Below are 18,752 nucleotides of genomic sequence, written 5' to 3'. Positions count from 1 at the left end.
GGCTCGCAGTCGCAGAGCGTCTTGGAGTGCGGTGGCAGAGAGGCAAGGGGCAAGCCCTTGACCTAGGCGACACCGCTTTCGCCGGAGCCAGAGGGGGCGATGAGTGAATAATCCTTTTGTTAGGCCGCTGGCCGCGCTCGCGATGTGCGAGGCAGGGGGATGGGCGGGTCTCGAGGTAAATGAACGTGAAGGCACGTGAAGGCACGTGAAGGTGAGCGACGCGGCTCCCTCTGCGCTCGGAATGGGAGGGTGAGACCTGCCTTTGGCCTCCGCACGAAAGCGGTGTCGACGAAGCCTGTTGGCACGGGCTTCTCTGCCACCGCACTCCGGGACGCTCTGCGAATTGCAGCCCTATGAGGCAAGGGGCAAGCCCTTGACCTCGGCGACACCGCTTTCGCCGGAGCCAGAGGGGGCGATGAGTGAATAATCCTTTTGTTAGGCCGCTGGCCGCGCTCGCGATGTGCGAGGCAGGGGGATGGGCGGGTCTCGAGGTAAATGAACGTGAAGGCACGTGAATGAACGTGAATGAACGTGAATGAACGTGAATGAACGTGAATGAACGTGAATGAACGTGAATGAACGTGAAGGTGCGCGACGCGGCTTCCTCTGCGCTCGGACTGGGAGGGTGAGGTCTGCCTTTGGCCTCCGCACGAGAGCGGTGTCGACGAAGCCTGTTGGCACGGGCTTCTCTGCCACCGCACTCCGGGACGCTTCGCGAATTCGTGGGGTTGTATCCTTGTGCCCCTCCGATGCAATGAGCGAGTCTGAGATCAGGAGTGCCCATGCCTGGGAGCTAAAAAGCGCGATCCGTCCGACGGATATGGCCCCCCCGAGAGGCTCAATCGCCTCAGTTGGCTGGCGGGGCCACGCGGACGCGGGCAAAGCGGCGTTGGTGGGCCTCGATGCCGGGGTTGATGCGCACTTTCACCTGCTCGGTCATGCCATCGCCGGTGGTGGTGGTGGAAAGGATGTCCACCGGGGTTTCCACGGGTTGCCAGTCGCTCATGCTGGTGCTGGTTTCGACGGTGTAAACGATGGCGGAGGGGTTCGAAATGAGGCGGCGGTAGGTCAGCACGAGGTGCATTTTTCCTGTGCCCGGATGTTTTTCCAAGGAGACGGTGGGCATGCCTTGGCCGGAGGGGTCGCCGGTGGTGTGGAAGGCGTATTCCAGCAGGGCGGTGATGCCGTTGCCATCGTCATCGGCATCGGGCTGGGTGAGGCGCGTGATGCTCCAGGTGACGTTGCGGACGTTGGGCGGCTGGGCGTTGTCTGTGGCGCTCACGGAGAAGGTGTTGAGTCCTTCTTCGAGGGGCAGGCTGGGGCCGAACCAGGAGGCTAGGGCATCGTCGGAGGTGGCGGGTGTGCCGTTGATGGTGATGCTTTGGATACCGCTGGTGGCATCCGCACCCAGACCGGTGGGCGTGGTGGTGGCGTGGCTGGTGATGCCGCCACTGCCGGGGGTGAAGGTGAGGGTGGGCGGCGTGGCATCCTGGGTGGAAGTCTGCGCGGGCGACCATCGGCCCAGCGCCCCGGCATTGCGGGCGCGGCCCCGGAAGTAGTAGAGCTTGCCGTCTTTGAGCTGGCTGAAAAGGTGCTGGGGGGTGGCGAGGTAACCGCTGGAGGCGGCATCGCTGAAGTTGGGCAGGGTGGCTCGCTGGAATTCGTACTCGTAGCCGCTGGCCAGGGGCAGGCCGGTGATGACATTGGTGCTGCCACCGGTGAAGGGCGGCTCGGCTTCGAGGGTGAAGTCATCCACCACCACGACGTTGAAGGGGGCGGAATCTCCGAGGATGCCGGCATTGTCCGGGTCTGTGGCGCGCAGTTGCACCCCCTGGCCGGTGGCCTGGAGGGTCACCTGGCCGCTCCAGACGGCGTGTGCAAAGGCACCGCTGGTCTCCGGGGTCATGGGCACGGCGACATCGGTCCGGCGCAGGCGCAGGTTGGGGATGCCATTGTAGGCGAGGGCGCTGGGGTTGCTGCCCTCCCAGGTGAGGGGATCGCCATGGGTGCTGTCCGTGCGGAAGGCGAGGGTGCGGTAGTCACCGATGATGGTGGTGCGGGTGGCCCCGGCGGTGCTGAAGTCGCTGTTGTTAAAGCTGATGTCTACCATCAGGTTTTGGCTGCCATCGTAATCAAACGGGGTCTGAAAGGTGAACCAGGTCCAGCCAGAGGTGGGGAGGGCCTGCGCCGCCGAATAAACTGTGGTCCAGCCCTCAGTTTCCCAGGTGAGGCCGCCGCTGAGGTAATCGGTCTTGGCGGTGTGGCGCAGCCGGATAGTGAACTGGGTGAGCGGTTGGCCGGGTGGGGTGTGGACATCCAGCGCGAGGGCGGTGAGGCGTCCCGCGGGCCCAGCCTCCGCCGGGGTGAAGATGCTCTGGCTGCGGGCATCGTGGTAATTGCTGGCGAGGGGAAAGCTCCAGGGATAGCTGCCGGTGCCGGTGACTTTTTCTGGCTGGACGATGCGGGCACTGAAGCTGGCGCGTTTGTCATAGCGGTCCAGTTGCAGGTCATATTGATCCACCGCTGTCAGGCGCACGGGGACGGGCACGCCCTGGGCCACGGCGGCGGGCAGGGGGTCCCAGCGGAAGTGGTGCAGGGCACCGACCTCCGGGGTGGTAAAGGCCCACACCGGGCCCTGGCGGGTGGCGCTGCCCTTGCGGGAAACGATGCGCCAGCGGTAGGTGGTGGCCGCCTGGAGGCCGGGCAGGGGAAGCTGCCAGGAAGGCGTGGGGGTGCTGCCTAACGAATCGTTTGGCAAGGGATCTGTGCCAAAAAAGATCTCGTAGCTTTCAGGTGTCGCACCGCTGTGGGGATCATACTGCCAGGTCAGTCCGGTATTGGGCGGGGTGGGGTTTTGGCCGTTTGCTGGGGTGGGCTGGGTGGGCAGGGCGGGGACTTCATCATCCGCCACGATCATGCTTTTCATCCCGGAGGTGAAGCCTGTGCTGCTGGCAGTGACCCCCACGGACTGGTCGCCATCGGCCTCTGCATCATCTTGGAGGCGCAGGGTGAAATTGGCGGCCGAATTGCCTGCCAGGATGGTGACGGTGGCGGGCACGCTCAGCTCCGAAACATCGCTGCTGCTGAGGTTGACGGTGAGCGGGGCGGCCAGGATGCCGGAGACGCTGACGCTGCCTGCGGCGGAAAGGACGCCTGCGCTTTCCAATCGCTGGTTAGGCAGCGTCACGGAAAGGTTGGTGGACTCGTTGTCAGTGATGTTCAGGCTTTTTTGGGCGGGAGTCCACTGGGTGACGGAGGCGGTGACCGTCACGGGTTGGGTGCCGTCAATGACGTTGTCATCAGGCAGGGTGAGCGGGAAGCTGACGGACTCCTGGCCCGGGGAGACGGTGACGGTGGCCGGGACTTGCAGCTCCGTGGTGTCGCTGGATTGGAGATTCACCTGGAGGCTGGCCCCGGCGGGGATGCTGAGGGTGAGGCTGGCCTGGCCGGTCACGAGGCCGCTGCCTTCCTGGAGGCTGGCGGGCAGGCTGAGGGAGAGCGTTACTTGCTCATCATCATGCACCACTAGGGTGGCCGTGCTGGCGGGGTAGCCGGTGGCCGTAGCCGTGAGGGTGACGGGCTGGCTGCCATCGGCCAGGGCATCCTGAATTGCGGCCACGTCAAAGGTCGCCTCTTCAGTGCCGGCAAGGATGGTGATGGTGGCGGGGTGGCTTACTTCCTGACCGGGTCGGCTGGAGTCGAGGGTGACGAGGAGATCCACCGGCGGCGCGGGGGAGACCGTCACGCGGGCCAGCCCGGCGGTGCCGCCTTCCTTGAGGGTGGCAGGCAGGGTGAGGTGGAGCTGCTGCTTGGGCGTGCCGATGATCTGGATGTCATCCAAGTTCCAGCCGGAGAAGGGGAAGCTGTCCGACCGAGCCACCTCATGGCCCCAGCGCACATAGACGGTGGCCTGGCCATCGGCGTAGTAGGAGATGTCGTGTTCGATGGGAGTCCAGGTGGAGGTTTGGGCGGTGGTGACGCCGTTGTTCCAAAGGGTCTGCCAAGTGCTGCCATCGGTGGAGATTTGAAGGGTGGCATAGACCCAGGACTGGTAGTCGGAATTCAGCCAGCGCTGGAAATGCAGGCGGGTGTTGCGGTACTCGGAAAGGTCAAAGGGACCGGCGGTGAGGTACTGGGCCGGGGCCTGCTGGATGGAGTAGTCGCCGCCGAGATTGATGCCGAAGACCTGATTGCCTGTGGCCCCTTTGCGGGGGTCCGGCTGGCCATAGGAATCGCCGCCCCGGCCCTGCGGCACCCCGTAGGCCCACTCGCCCGTGCGGGCCCAGCCGGGGTCGGTATCGAGGTTGTGATCGTAAACCGGGAACGAATTCACCTGCACGGCCAGGGGGCGGGTGACACTGCGGGTGGTGCCTGGATTGACCACGGTGAGGGTGCCCACGTGGGTGCCTGCGGGCAGCTCATTGGCCAGGGCATTGAGGGTGGCGGTGAGCGTCATGGTTTCCCCAGCGGTCAGGGTGCCGCTGGCGGGGGTGAGGGTGACCCAGGGCTGGCTGGCGGAGGCCGTCCAGGTGGCCGTCTGCTGGGTCTCGTTGGAGACGGTGTAAACTTTGCTGGAAGGGGTGTAGGGACCATTGAGCGCGCCGGAGGCGATGAGGCCGCTGCCGGGGGTGAGCAGTACATCCTGTGTGCCCAGGAGGGCCTTGTGCAGATTCAGCCGCCCGCCCGTGCTGGTCTTGCCTTCCAGGGCGGGGATTTCATCCACAGATTTCAGTACGATGTTGCGGATGTTTTGAGAGGTAAGCCCTGGCCGCAGGGACTTTAGCAAGGCGCAGGCCCCGGCCACATGCGGGCAGGCCATGGAGGTGCCGCTCATGGTGGCATAGCCGCCGTTCAGATGCGTGCTGTAAACTTCGGTGCCTGGGGCGCTGAGATCGGTGGAGGTAGGCCCGTAGTTGGAAAGATCCGAAAGGGTGTCCAGCCGGGTGGTGTTGACCACTGAGATAATATTGGGGCTGTCGTAGGAGGCGGGATAGGCGGGGAAGTAATCCGTGTTGTTGGAGTCGTTGCCTGCTGCTGCCACAAACAAGATGTCGGCGGCGGCGGCCTCGTCGATGGCCTCCTTCAGGATGGCCGAGTATTCGCCGCCACTCCAGGAGTTGGAGGTCAGTGTCACGCCGAGGCCGGTGGCGTAAAATACAGCCTCTTCACCGTCGGAGGAGGTGCCGCTGCCTCCAGCATCCAGGATCTTTAGCGCGATGAGGGAGACATCCCAGCACACGCCGGTGACGCCGATGCCGTTGTTGCCTACGGCACCGATGGTGCCAGCGCAGTGCGTGCCGTGGCCGTGGTCATCCTGGGGCAGGGCGTCGTTGTTCACAAAGTCCCAGCCGCGCACGTCATCGATGTAGCCATTGCCATCGTCATCCAGGCCGTTGACGGTTTCGTCTGGGTTGATCCAGAGGTTGGCCTGCAGGTCGGGATGGGCGGTGGTGAGGCTGGCATCGATGCCGGTATCAATCACGGCCACCTTCACCGCATCGCTGCCGGTGGTGATCTGCCAGGCTTCGGGCGCATCGATGTCCGCATCCGCCAGCCCGCTGGCCTGGCCTGTATTGTCCAGGCCCCAGAGATTGGTGAAGCCGGGGTCGTTCGGCAGCACGTTGGCATTCACGATGAAGTCCGGCTCGGCATAACGGATGAGCGGCTTCATCTCGGAAATCTCGGCGACCATGCGCGGCACGGTATCCAGATCCGGCTTGGGGAAAGCGACCAGCCAGGTGCCGGAGGCGGGCATCTTGCGGCGCAGGGTGGCCCCTTCTTTTTTCAGCGCCTCCAGCAGGGCGGCCTCGCTCATTTTCTTGTCGGCAGGTTTGACCATCACATGGTCACCCACCATGGCCACCTGACGGATGAGGCGGTCCCCAGCCGGGCCGCGCACCAGTTCATCTTCCACGCGGATGATGGGATACTTGAAGGAGGGATCGCGCAGGAGCCGCACGCGCTTCACCTGCTGGCTGCCCTGCACCTGCTGCACGGTTTCCTTTTCCGCGATGATTTCCCGGCCTGCATAGCGGTCCGTTTTAGTGCCGGGTTGGGTCGGTTTCTCCCGGACCTGCGTTGCCTGCATGGCGGGCAGGCCAGGGGGGAGGGGGGCGGGAGCGCTGGCGACCCCGAGGGAATCTGGCGGGGCGGTTTCTCCCGGCAGAGAAACGGGGCTTTGCATCATCTGCCACACACTGATGCTCAATAGCACCAGGACAGCCGCCGCCAGGAGGCGCTGGGTGGAAGATCTCATGCAGGTCGGGGGAGGGTAAGACAAAAAGCAGGGCTGCCGGACAGACCTGCGTATTTAACAGGCTAACCTAGAGACGGCTGCCCTGTAAAGGCTGGATGTGGCGGGGTGAATTTTCCGAATTCAAAGGAAAGCCAGCAGGCCGATCAGACTGGCGGCGATCCAGTCCCGCGCGCCCAGGCGATCTGCATCCCCGGTGAAGCGCAACAGCTTGAAGACGGCTCCGGTGGGGCAGCCATATTTGCAATACGCCAGGGGGGTGAAGAGGGACGCGGCCAGCCCGGCCAGAGCGATGGCGATGCTGGCCCACCCGGCCACGCGGAAAAGGTAGGCATCGAAGGGCTCCAGCGCATTCAGGTCCACCGCCCAGCCAGCCACCACGCTGATGAGGACAAAGGCGAGGAGGAGGAAGGGCAGCAGGGAGAGCGCGCGGTCCAGCCGGGCGGGCACGCGCCACTGCCAGCGCAGCCTGCGGGCCAGAAGCTGCTGCAGCGCGCCATGCGGGCAGATGTGGTGGCAGTAGAGCTGCTTGCTGGTGATCACAGGCCCCAGCAGGGCTACCGCCGCCAGCAGCAGCAGGCCGGGGGCGCTGCGCCAGGGAGTGCCATGGGCGGCCCAGCCGGTGAGCAGGCCCTGGGACAGCAGCTCCCCGGCGATGAAGCCGCCATACAGCACCAGCAGCACGTGGTGGCTGTGCCGGGCCCAGGCCCGCCCGCGCAGGCGGGTGAAAGCCATGACCAGGGCGGAGACGATGACGGCCACGTGCCCCCAGTCCTGCCAGCGCCACTGGATCTGCCGCAGCCACCCGGCGGGGCGTTGCTCCAGCAGATGGCGGGCGCGTACTTTCAGGCCCTCGGCCATGGACCAGCTCGTTTCCGTGGCCCCAGACACGCCCTCCACCTTCGCTTTTTCGAAATCCATTTCCGCCAGGGCCTCCAGCGGGCGGTCATTGAAGAGGTTGAGGAAGTAACTGTCCCCCGTCACATAGGCCACGTAGCGTTTCGTGTCGTAGCTGCGGCGCAGGGCGATCTTTTTCAAAACCAGGCCGTCCGGGTCCAGCAGCAGCAGCGTGTCCGTCGGGCCCTTGTAGCCGATCACCGTATCCGTCACCGGAGAGGTGCGCACGGCGAGGGCGATCTTCTTTTGCTCCTTGTTGAGGACCTCATGGCCACCGGGGTAGCCTGGGGCGGGGCGCAGGGCGGTGGCCTCAGGCAACAAGGTCTGCACCTCGGCCAGAGTGATCTCGTCTGGGAAGCGCAGGGAGGTGCCCGCAGACTGCCCCAGCTTGGCCATCACACCCTGGGCGATGGCGGCGCTCGTCAGCGTGGCCCCGGTAACGGTGTGCAGGGGCTGCTTGGCAGCCTCGCCCGGCTTCAGTTTTTTGAACTGGTTGAAGAACTTCCGGTCCGCCACCACCTCGGCCAAGTGGTCGGAGGTGTCGTGGCTTTTCAGCACGCGCAGGCCGATGAGCACCCGCTGCGAGTCAAAGGCGAGCAGGGTGGTGGTGGGGCCGGAGTAGCCGATGAGGCGGTCGGATTCCGGCGCGGTGGTGGTGACATGGCCCAGCAGCTTTTGCTCCGCATCCAAAACGGGCCGCCAGCCACTGCCGGGCTGGGCCTCGCCAAGGCTGGTGGCTTGGGGGAAGAAGTCCCGCAGGCGTTCGGGTTGCAGGGCGGCCACGGTTTCCTCCAGCGCCCGTTGCTGGGCGTTCTCCCGCAGCAGCAGGACCACTGCCACCAGCAGCGCCAACCGCCAGAGGCGGATGAGGTGGGGGCGAAAGCGGTGGAAGAGCATGGCCGATAAATTGCGATGGATGCCCGTGCCCCGCAATCCCAGTGTTGTCGTGCTTTTTGCCACGTTTTAGAGATGATTCAGGATGCTATCGAATATTTTCCTTAAGTCCGTTGAGCTATGAGATACTTGGAGTAAAAAAAAGTGTAAAACTCCTTTATCGAATTAACCCTTTTGACTCTTATGCGCGCCTGGAAGTTACTTTTTGCACGGATGTCTTCCCTGCTGTGTTGGGGGGTCTTTTGTCACGGGATTCTCTTGGCCCAGGTCGAATCCGATGCCCTCGGGGATCTCGACAAAGATGGGGTGTTCACCGCCCATGATCTGGCCCGTTTGGTGGGCCACACCGCAGGCACGTCTTTGCTGGCTGAAACGCTGCTGCCTTTTGCCGATCTCAGCCAGGACGGCGTGATCAATGACGCGGACCATGCCGAGCTGGTGAAGCTGATCCTGGAGACCTCCTCTCCCCAGGCCCTGCCCCTGGCGCATGTGCGGTCGGCCTCCCCCCACAGCGGTGCAGGAGGCGTGGCGGTGACCCGTGAAACGATCCTGAATTTCTCCATGCCCCTGGCGCTCAATGCGGTGCTGGATACGAACCAATTTTATGCCGAGTTTGGCGGGCGCAAGATCTTGGCGCGGGTGGAGATTTCCTCGGACAAAAAGAAGGCCACGCTGTTTTACCAGGAGCCGCTGCCCTCGAATGCGCGCATCCATGTCACCTTTGCCCCCACCGGCCTGAATGACCTCGTGGGCCGCCCGGTGGATCCCGATGGCGATGGCACGGCCGGTGGCAGCTACACCACGTCGTTTGATACGCTGAGCATCACCGCGCTGGCAGGCACCGCCATCACGGGCCGTGTGCTGGCCAGTGAACTGGGCGAAGGTGGCGCCGATGTGCCGTTGCAGGGCGTGACGGTGACGGTGGATGGCGCGGAGGAAACCCTGCGCGCGACGACGGATGTGAATGGCCACTTCACGCTGACACCGTGCCCCGCAGGCAGCTTTTTTGTGCATGTGGATGGCCGCACTGCCCTGGTGAGCAATTACCCCAATGGCGACTACTACCCCAATGTGGGCAAACGCTGGGACGCCATCGCTGGCCGTACGGACAACCTTTCCGGCAACAGCGACGACACGGCCCGTGGCACCATCTACCTGCCGAAGATCATCGCAGGCAGCCTCAGTGCGGTGAGTCAAATGCAGGACACGCCGATTGATTTCCCCGCCAGTGTGCTGGCGGAGTATCCGGAACTGGAGGGGACGGAACTCCTCGTCCCTGCGAACTCTTTGTTTGCCGATGACGGCACCCGTGGCGGTCAGGTGGGGCTGGCCCCGGTGGACCCCAATCGCCTGCCCAGCCCACTGCCCCCAGGGCTGGAACTGCCGATGGTCATCACCATCCAGACCGATGGCGCGAGCAACTTTGACACACCCGTGCCAGTGTGTTTCCCGAATTTGCCCGATCCTGTGACGGGGCAAAAGCTGCCGCCGGGGGCGAAGTCGGCGCTGTTTTCCTTCAACCATGACACGGGCGAGTGGGAAGTGGTGGGGCCGATGACAGTGACCGAGGATGGCAACTTTGTGAAGACCGATGCCGGTGTGGGCGTGCGCCAGCCCGGCTGGCATGGCACGAACCCCAGCGCCGGCGGCGGCGGCCCAGGCGATCCGGGTTCACCTCCGGGACAGCCAAACGGGCCCTCCATCGGCAGTCCGGGTGCGCCGGGACTTCCTCCCTGCGGCCCAGGTTTCAAGGACCCGCAGGATCTCCAAGAAGTGCAGGAAATGATCGCTGCGAATGCCACCAACGCAGGCATGGGCATCGGTGGTCGCCTCATCAAGATGCTGGGCGACATCCCACGGGGTGTGAAGGAGCTTTTCAAATTTGGCAAAGGGGCCCGCAAGGAGTTCCAGGAGATGGACAAGATGGTGGCCGATGCCCATGCCTACCGGCTTTATCTGGAGGCCCTGCGCGACTTTTATGTGGAGTATGCGGATGGCATTGGCCCAGGCCGCCCGCAGCCGCCTTGTGCGCCTTCCGTCCAGTCAGCCAAGGGCAAACGCAGCCTAGGGGCCTCTGTCATGGCGGGTTCTGGCAATGCCCAGGTGGACAGTCTGGTGATGAGTTACGAGGCCCTGGCCGCCTCCATGCTGGCGCATTACCAGATCGAGCAGCAGATCCAAGATATCTATGCCGGCAAGCCTGAGGGCTACACACCGACGGTGCAGGAGCAGGCCGTCATCACGGCGGCGAAGGCCCAGCTCAACACCCATCTCGGCGGTCTCAGCGCGCATGAATTTTATGAGCCGCAGTGGGCGCAGCTTCGCCAGAAACTGGCCACCGTGACCACCACCGGCCTCTTCCCGATTCGTCAGCCCGAGAGCGCCTTTTTTGTCCTGGTGCGTGAGGACAATGGCCAGGTCTTGCAGCGTGGCCGGACCTCCAGCTCTGGTGCTCTGCCGAACCTCATCCTCACGCCGGAGACGGATTTTGTGGTGCGCTTTTTCTACCCCTCCACCCTGGCCGTGGCGGAGACTTCCTTCACCAGTGGCCCTACCGGCAGCCAGTCCACGCTACTTTTCCCCGGCATCTCCGCCGCCAATGGGGCGACGGTGGACCTGGATGGGGATGGCCTTTCCAATCTGGCCGAGTCCGTCATCGGCACGAATCCCACTCAGGCCGATACGGACAACGACGGCATCCCCGATGGCACGGAAATCCGCCAGGGCAGCGATCCCGCCAGCGGTCTGGCCGCCAGCACGGGCATCCTGGCCAGCGTGCCCACCTCCGGCCCAGCGGTGGATGTGGCCTCCAGCAACAACCTGGTCGTTACCGCCAATGGTGCGGCGGGTGTCAGCATCTTCAATGTGGCCACCGGGCTGAACCCCACGCGGGTGGCGGATCTGGACACGCCGGGCGAGGCGGCTTCCGTGGCCATCTCTGGAACCACCGCCGTGGTGGCCGATGGGCTGACGGGCCTGGTGCTGGTGGATCTTTCCGTCCTCAACAACGTCCGCATCGCCGCGCAGGTGAATGTGGGCGGCGGGGTGCATGGCGCGAGGGTGGTGACTGTCAGCGGCCCCACGGCCTACGTCGCGATGAGCAATGGCACTGTGGTCGCGGTGGACCTCGTCAGCCGCACGGTGCTGGAGCGCATCTCCCTGCCCGTGAATAGCCTTATCTATGATCTGGCCGTGTGGCGGGAGCATCTCTATGTTTTGCAGCAGGGCCGGGTGACGTGCATCAGTCTGGCGGACTTGGGCGTGGGGGCCGTGGTGCCGCTGTTGGACCAGACCATCACTGGCTGGCGGCCTAGGTTGTTTGCAGGGGAAGGCACGCTGTATGCCGTGCACGGCCGGGGCTTTCATCTGTTGGACACCGCCGCCAGCGAGAGCAATCCGCCCGTCCTGCAAAACTTCCTCACCAGCCAAGTCGCTTGGAAGCAACTCGTCAGCAACGGCTCCGGGCTGGCCCTCGTCGCCGTGGGGCCCAATTCGCCACTGTCGGACCCGCATGATGTGGATGCCTACCAGCTCGGCAATGACGGTCGCCAGCCGGTTTTCAATACCACTTTTCTGACACCGGGGGTGGCTACCGCGCTCTCCATCTTCAATGGCATCGCTTATGTGGCGGATGCGGCCAGCGGCCTGCAAGTGATGGCTTACCAGGCCTTTGATACCCAGGGCCAAGCCCCGACGGTCGCCCTCAGTTCTAATTTCACCCTGAACCAAGCCGATGGCACGGGCGTGGCAGAGTCTGGCAAGCTGATGCGCCTTTCCGCCGGAGTGACGGATGATGTGCAGGTGCGCAATGTGGAATTCTACGTGGATGGCGCCTTGGTCTCGGTGGATGGGAACTACCCCTTTGAGCATCGCTTCCTCACCCCGAAGGCCACGGCCCTGCGCACCCAGTTCAAAGTGCGTGCTCGGGCGACGGACACGGGTGGCAATGCCACGCTGACCCGCGAATTTACCGTGACCCTGGTGCCGGATACCACACCGCCTGTGGTGACGCGTGTGGGCCCTTCTGGCCTAACCGGAAAGGTGACCAGCGCGCTGGCCTTCATGAGCGAGGCCCTGGATTCCGCCACCGTGAATGACACGACCTTTGTGGTCACCGAGGCCGGTCCAGACGATATCTTCGGCACCGGTGACGATGTGCCGGTGACGGCCTCCGCTGTGACCTTCCGCCCAGAGATCCAGGCGGCCTCCTTCACCGTCACGGGCGAACTGCCGCCGGGTGTTTACCAGGCGGTGCTGACGACGGGCGTGAAGGACCTTTCCAACAATGCGCTGGCGGCAGACCGCACCTGGCAATTCAGCGTGGAGGGCGACCCCGTGTTCTGGACGGGCGGCAGCAGCGGCAACTGGAACAATGCAGCCAACTGGAACACCGGTGCGATCCCTGGGCCTAACGATCTGGTGGTCATCAACGGACCGCCGGAGCTGGAGGTAAATCTGGGCGGCTCCTATGTGCAGGCCCGCGCCATCACCACCCAGGGCGGCGCACGCCTGGTCGTGGCGGAGAACTCCGCCGTAGCCCTCGCCGGGGTGACTTTGGGCAGTGACCTTTTCGTGGGAGAACTCAGCAATGTCACCGTCATCGGCGGTCTGCGGCTGGAAAATGCGAACCTGGTTTTCCAAGATCAGAACGGAGCAAATACTCGTTACCTCACCTGCTATGGCAGTGCCACGGCGGTAGCAGGAAACGGAGAAATTGTGTTTGGCACAGGCGGCCAGATTTATGCCGATATTCAGGGCATTCTGGAGGCAGGTATCACCGTCCGGACGCGGGGTGATGCCTTTATCGCGACTCAAAGCTTCCTGAACTCCGTGGTGAACCAGGGCACCCTCATGACGGATGCCCCCGGTGCCCACCTGCGTATCAGCAACCTCAACAACCAGGGCAGCATTTCTACGGCGCTCGGCCGCATCAGCTTGGTCCATACCTGGGTGAATAACGGGACTCTGCAAGTCAGCGCCGCCGGTCGTCTGGATTTCGGCGAGGGCGGTTACGCCTTTCCCCTCAGCGCCATCGGCACGCTGAACCGGACCGGGGGCCGTGTCGTCATCTCAGGCTATATGGATCTGGAAAATGGCACGTTGGCGCTCAATACCACGACGGGGAACTGGGAGCTTTTGGATGGCGAGATTCAAAACGGGAATCTCACCACGGCGGACGGGGCGGCTCTGGTCGTCGGCGGCACCTTCAACTCCCGGCTGCGCAGTGTGGACATCCAGGGACTGGTGACGGTGCCGTCCGGCGTGCGGCTGACGCTGACGGATGACTGGGCCAATCACGGCACCATCAATGGGACGAACGGAACGGTTCTTCTCGAAGGCGAATTCAAGCTCAACGAGATCGGCAACTACACGGGCACGGGCAATTCAGTGGAGATCACAGGCATCTTGGACAACGTCGGCCAAACTCTAATGCTGGATGCCCTGCCGAACTTCGTCCGCATCGGCACCTCAGGCACCATCAAGGGGGGCATCCTTTCCGGCTCCGCCCCCATCAATGTGCCTGCCAATTCGGATTGGCGGCTGGATGGGGTGACGTTGAATCAGGATCTGCTTCTTGGCTCCAGCGTGGTCTTTTACATCGTGCATGGGCTGGTGCTGAACAATGCCGACATCATCGCTGGCAGCGTGGGGCCTGGAGGCCACTTTAACTCGCCATTTTTATACTTCTACGGCACGCAGTCGGTCTCTGGAAATGGGGCGTTGCAGTTTGATGGCGGCGATGGTTTCCGTGGGCTGGAACTCAGCACGAACGATGGCTCCCTGTCCGGGGCTGTGGACCCAGGGGTGCTGACGTTCGAGCCTGGCATCAGCTTCCACTTCGGCCACTACGCGGGCCTTCGGGCCTATGGCCAGACGGCGCATCTCATCATCAAAGGCAGCATCAACGCGAACGTGCCGATCCCACCTGAGGTCAATTACGCCACCGCCGTTTACATGACCGGACGCTTCACCAATGAGGGTACGATCACAGCGACGGCAGGGAATCTTCACTTTGAGGGCTACACCGACCAGCCCTGGACCAACCTGGGTACCCTCAATCTTTCTGGCACGGGCAAGCTGACGATGGCCGGGGATTTCACCCTGGCCCAGCTCGGCACGCTGAATCGCACGGGCGGCACGGTGAACATCGCGGGCACGCTGGACAACACCGGAAAAACGCTGGCGCTGAATGCAGCCACCGGGTCCTGGAACATCCTCTCCGCCGGCAAGATCCTGGGGGGCACGGTGACCACGGCGGATGGTTCCCTGCTGACGGTGGCCCAAAATGCGGTGGCCACCCTGGAGTCGGTGAACCTCCAGGGTACCGTGCAGGTGACGGAGGGCCAGTTGAACCTCAATGGGGACTGGGTGAACAACGGCACCATCAATGCCACCGACAGCCGACTCGACTTCGGCGGCGAGTTCCGTCTCAGCGAGCTCGGCGTGATCAACCGCACGGGTGGTACACGTGCCATCACAGGCATCCTGGACAATACGGGCTTCACCTTTGTGCCGGATACTCCGGGGGCACCCTGGATCTTCCAGGGTGGCACGCTGAAAGGCGGCAGTCTGGCCAGCGCCGGGCCTCTGCTGACATCGAACAACTTCAACTGGACTCTCGATGGCGTCACCCTGGCCACGAACATCAACCAGCAAAGTGGCTTCCTGAAGGTGACGAACGGCCTATCCATGGGCAGCCACACGCTGACGCTGAACTCCAGCACGGTGTATTTTAATGGCACTCAGACGATCGCCGGAACAGGGGCGCGCATCATCCTGGCCGGGTCCATCTTCTCGGGCTCCTCGCTCAATGCCTACCCGGCAGATGTGTTCAATCCGGCACCGTCCACACTCACCTTCGGTGCAGGGCTCACCGTGGTGAGCCAGACCAACAGTTACTTGTATGGCTACTCGCCGCAGCAGGCCATCCTGAACCTCGGCACCATCCGTGCGGAGGTGGCCGACACCACCCTTTATATCAGCGGCACCTTTACCAATCAGGGCCAGCTTCAACAGGTCAACGGTGGCCAGATCGTGATTCAACCCTGATCCCTTTTTGTCGTCATGAAATCTGTCTTATTGTTTCTCGGCGTCATCGCCTCGTCTTTTGTGGGGCTTCAGGCCGCCACCTCAGTCGGCATCCTGGAGCCGGAACCTGCCGGGGCCAAAAATAGCCGCGTGCCCATCGCCCTCACCTCCACACTGCCAGATAGCGTGGTGGCCCTTCAGGCCGATGTGCAGTTCAATGCTGCCCTCTACACCGTCAGCGATGCCGAGGCAGTGCTACAGCCTGCGGGCGTGAAGGTGGAATCGGCTGAGATCTCGCCGGGTCGCATGCGGGTGGTGGTGTATCACCGCAACAGCCAGGGACTGGGCGGCAACGTGCTCTTTGCCGTGCCGCTGACGGCGAAGAATGGCGTGGTCTCCAATGATCCCATCCTGCTTACCGATCTCATCGTCGCGGGCCAGGGTGGCAATGCAGTGACGGCAGGCATCCAGCCGCGTGTGCGGCTCACCGGCCTGCGCGATGGGCAGAAGGTAAATGGCCGTCTGGGCATTGAGCTGACTTCCACCGCCAGTGCCACCGATGGCGGAATCAATTCCGTGGAATATTACGTGGGCGGCGTGCTGCTGGGGGAAGGGGAGGGGCCTAACTTCAAGTTCTTCTGGGAGCCCGAAACCTCTGGCCCCTATGAGATCCGTGCCGTGGCCTATGATGAAAACGGTCTGCAATCCTCCACCCGCACCATCCCCATCATCGTCACCCACGTGGGCACCTATGACGGCCCCGTTTTGGGCACCTACGCGGGCCTGGTGCGTGCGCCTGCGTTCAACTTCGATCAAGAAGGCTACGTCAGCATGACCTCAACGGTGAAGGGGGCCTTCACCCTGAAGCTGCTCATGGGGGGCAAGACCCTTTCCAGCAAGGGGCAGTTTGATGGCGCTGGCAATGCCACTGTTTCCATCGTGCGGGGCAAAGGCATCACGCCGCTCACCGTCGTGCTGGCCCATTCCAGCGATGCGCAGGTGGATCAAATCCATGGCCGTGTGGCCGATGGTTCCTTCGTGAACAATGCCTTTACCGGAAACACCTTCGAGTCGGAGTTTGTGGCGGATCGCCTCGTCTGGAATGCCAAGACCCTGCCTGCCATCCAGCGCGGCAGTTACATCGTCCTGCTGCCTGCCTCGGAAGATGCGCAGGTCCAGGGCGCCCCGCGTGGTACCGGCTTTGCCACCGCCACCGTCGCCCCCGCAGGCACGGTGAGCTCCACACTGAACTTGGCCGATGGCACCAAGATCACCGCCTCCAGCATCGTCTCCAAGGACGGCAGTTGGCCGCTCTATGCCTCCCTTTACAAGGCCAAGGGCGTCATCCTGGGTGAGATGACCTTTGATCCCATCGCTAACGTCAGTGATGTAGACGGTCAGCTCACGTGGCTGCGCCCGGCGGATGCGAAGGCGCTGCAATTCAAGCCCGGCTTTGAGACGACGGTGGATGCCGTGGGCGGTCTGTTTGTGAAACCGGTGGCCAATCAGCGGCTCATCCCGCTGGCAAACCTGGGGAGCAATGCCTCGCTGTTTTTCAGCGAAGGGGGTCTTCTCAGCCCGGTGGAAAACCGCGCCACCATCCTGGCCAGCAACAAGGCCCTGGTGCCCCTGCAAGATGCGCTGCGGCCCACCGTGCTGCCCGTGGCGACGACGGGCCTGTTGTCCGGGGCCTTCTTCCATCCGGATACTCAAAAGAGTGTCAAATATCAGGGGGCTGTGTTGCAAAAGCAGCAGCTCTTCGGCGGCTATTTCCTGGCGGGCACGCATGGTGGGGATGTCTCCTTGGCCGCCAACGAAATGCTTTCTAACACCGTCTCCGGCCCCATCGGCACCGCGCCCCTTCCGGTGGTGAAAATCGTCTCGCCGAAAGCCAATGCGACCCTCGCCAGCGTGACGGGGGAAAGCGTGACCATCAGCGGCACGGCGGCGGACAAGCAAGGCATCGCCAGCGTGACCTACCAAGTTTTGCATGACGGTGTTCTCTCCGCCCCGGCCATCGCCACGGGCACCACCGCCTGGAGCTTCCCTGTCCCCGTGCCCAATGGCGAAGGCGGCCTCTACATCGTGCATGTGAAGGCCACCGACACCGTGGGCCATGAGAGCGAGGTGGTGACCGCGCAGTTCTGGACTCCGCTGAAAACCGCCCTGGCCGTGACCGTTAGCGGACCCGGCACCGTGACGAAAGGCTTTGAAGGCAGCACGGAGCGCGATGTGGGCAAGCTGGTCACCCTGAGTGCCAAGCCGAATGCGAAGAAGCGCTTCCTGGGCTGGAGCGGTAGCGTCACTTCTTCCTCGCTGAGCATCACCGTCCTGATGAAAGAAGGCACCACCTTGCAGGCGAACTTTGGAGACTGATGTGATGAAGCGCTTTTTGTTAGCCATCTTCCTCTGTGTGTCCTCCGTACACGCTTCGGAGATCATCCAGGATTGGAACTATGTCTTCCTCCAGGCCGTGAGGAAGGAGACGCCGCCGCCATGTCTGGTCTCACGCAATCTGCCCATCTTCCACCTCGCCATCCACCGTGCGGTGCAGGGCGCGATCAAGGCCGGGATGGATGAGGCCATGCAGTGCCAGGCCGCGCACCATGCGGCCCGGGCGGTCTTCCTGCGCTTCTTCCCCTCCCAGGAAAAAATGGCGCAGCAGGTGGAGGCGAAAAAACCTGAAGGGGACATTTCTGATGCTTGCCGCAGCCTCGTGGCCGAGGCCGTCCAGCGCACTTTCAAGGAGCGTGAAAACGATGGCAGCGCGACCACCGTTCATTATGTGCCGAGCGACAAACCCGGCCAGTGGCGGCGCACCCCACCCAATTTTCGTCCGCCCGAGTTCCCGCATTGGGGCAAGGTAAAGCCCTTCATGGTGGGCGATGTCGCGGAGTTCCGTGCGGCTGCTCCCCCGGCCCTGGACAGCGCCGCCTACGCCGAAGAGGTGAACCTTCTCAAAGAGCTGGGCGGCAAGGTGAGCACCAAACGCACGGCGGAACAGACCCTCATCGCCAAGTTCTGGGCCGACTTCAGCTACACCAGTTCCCCACCCGGTCACTGGAATGAAATCGCCCGCGAAGTGTCGTTGACCCAAAAGCTAAACGTGGCGGAAACCGCGCGCATCTTTGCCACGCTGAATCTAGCCCTGGCCGATACCTGCATCACCATCTGGGACACGAAATACCACTACAACTTCTGGCGTCCGGTCACCGCCATCCGCCGAGCGGATGAGGACGGCAACGAGGCCACCGTGGCCGATCAAAGTTGGGAGCCGCTGCTGCGCACACCACCGCATCCGGAATACGTTAGTGGCCACTCCGGCATCAGCGGTGCCGCCGCCACCATCCTGGAGCATTTCTTTGGCCGCGAGAACATCAGCTTTGAAGCCTCGAGCGATGACGTGAAGGACACCCGCCGTCGCTTCACCTCCTTCCAGGCCTGTGCGGAGGAAATCGCCCAGAGCCGCATCTACGGCGGCATCCATTACCCCGCCGCTGGTCGTGAAGGATTGAAGATGGGCCGCAGCATCGCCGAAAAGGTGCTGAAGACCTTCAATGAATAAAGCCGCCGAAAGTGGCCCGATAAGAAGCCACCTTTTTGCCGTAGAGTTGGTTATGTTTCTGACTTGATCCGTCGCCGCAGGGGCCCTTTGTCACCCTGGGCGATGGTTCGGTGC

General features: G+C 63.3%; 5 protein-coding genes. 3 read left to right on the top strand and 2 right to left on the bottom strand.

From position 1 onward, the window contains the following. Positions 1–847 precede the first annotated feature (847 nt). Together ABEB25_RS09075 and ABEB25_RS09070 are read right to left on the bottom strand one after the other, a co-directional pair. Positions 848–6,256: a S8 family serine peptidase gene (locus ABEB25_RS09075; protein WP_345736068.1), complete on the bottom strand. Its 5,409-nt coding sequence runs from the start codon at positions 6,254–6,256 to the stop codon at positions 848–850. 120 nt (positions 6,257–6,376) lie between these two features. Beyond that, positions 6,377–8,047 carry an FMN-binding protein gene (locus ABEB25_RS09070; protein ID WP_345736067.1) on the bottom strand — a complete coding sequence of 557 codons (1,671 nt, stop codon included), beginning with the start codon at positions 8,045–8,047 and terminating at the stop codon, positions 6,377–6,379. 210 nt (positions 8,048–8,257) lie between these two features. On the opposite strand from ABEB25_RS09070, the gene ABEB25_RS09065 reads away from it, so the two are divergent. From ABEB25_RS09065 to ABEB25_RS09055, 3 genes are read left to right on the top strand one after another with little or no spacing between them, the layout of a single operon-like run. Next, positions 8,258–15,094 carry an Ig-like domain-containing protein gene (locus ABEB25_RS09065; RefSeq protein WP_345736066.1) on the top strand — a complete coding sequence of 2,279 codons (6,837 nt, stop codon included), beginning with the start codon at positions 8,258–8,260 and terminating at the stop codon, positions 15,092–15,094. Between the two features lie 15 nt (positions 15,095–15,109). Next, a complete protein-coding gene (locus ABEB25_RS09060) occupies positions 15,110–17,449 on the top strand; it encodes an Ig-like domain-containing protein (RefSeq protein ID WP_345736065.1) in 2,340 nt (779 codons plus the stop codon). A gap of 4 nt (positions 17,450–17,453) precedes the next feature. Then, the gene (locus ABEB25_RS09055) at positions 17,454–18,638 is read left to right on the top strand and encodes a vanadium-dependent haloperoxidase (RefSeq protein ID WP_345736064.1); all 1,185 of its coding nucleotides are present in this window, start codon (positions 17,454–17,456) and stop codon (positions 18,636–18,638) included. Positions 18,639–18,752 lie beyond the last annotated feature (114 nt).

It is taken from the genome of Prosthecobacter algae (assembly GCF_039542385.1).
Taxonomy (GTDB): Bacteria; Verrucomicrobiota; Verrucomicrobiia; order Verrucomicrobiales; family Verrucomicrobiaceae; genus Prosthecobacter; species Prosthecobacter algae.
Note: the sequence above shows the minus strand (reverse complement) of the source record. Positions and strands in the feature narration are given on the sequence as shown.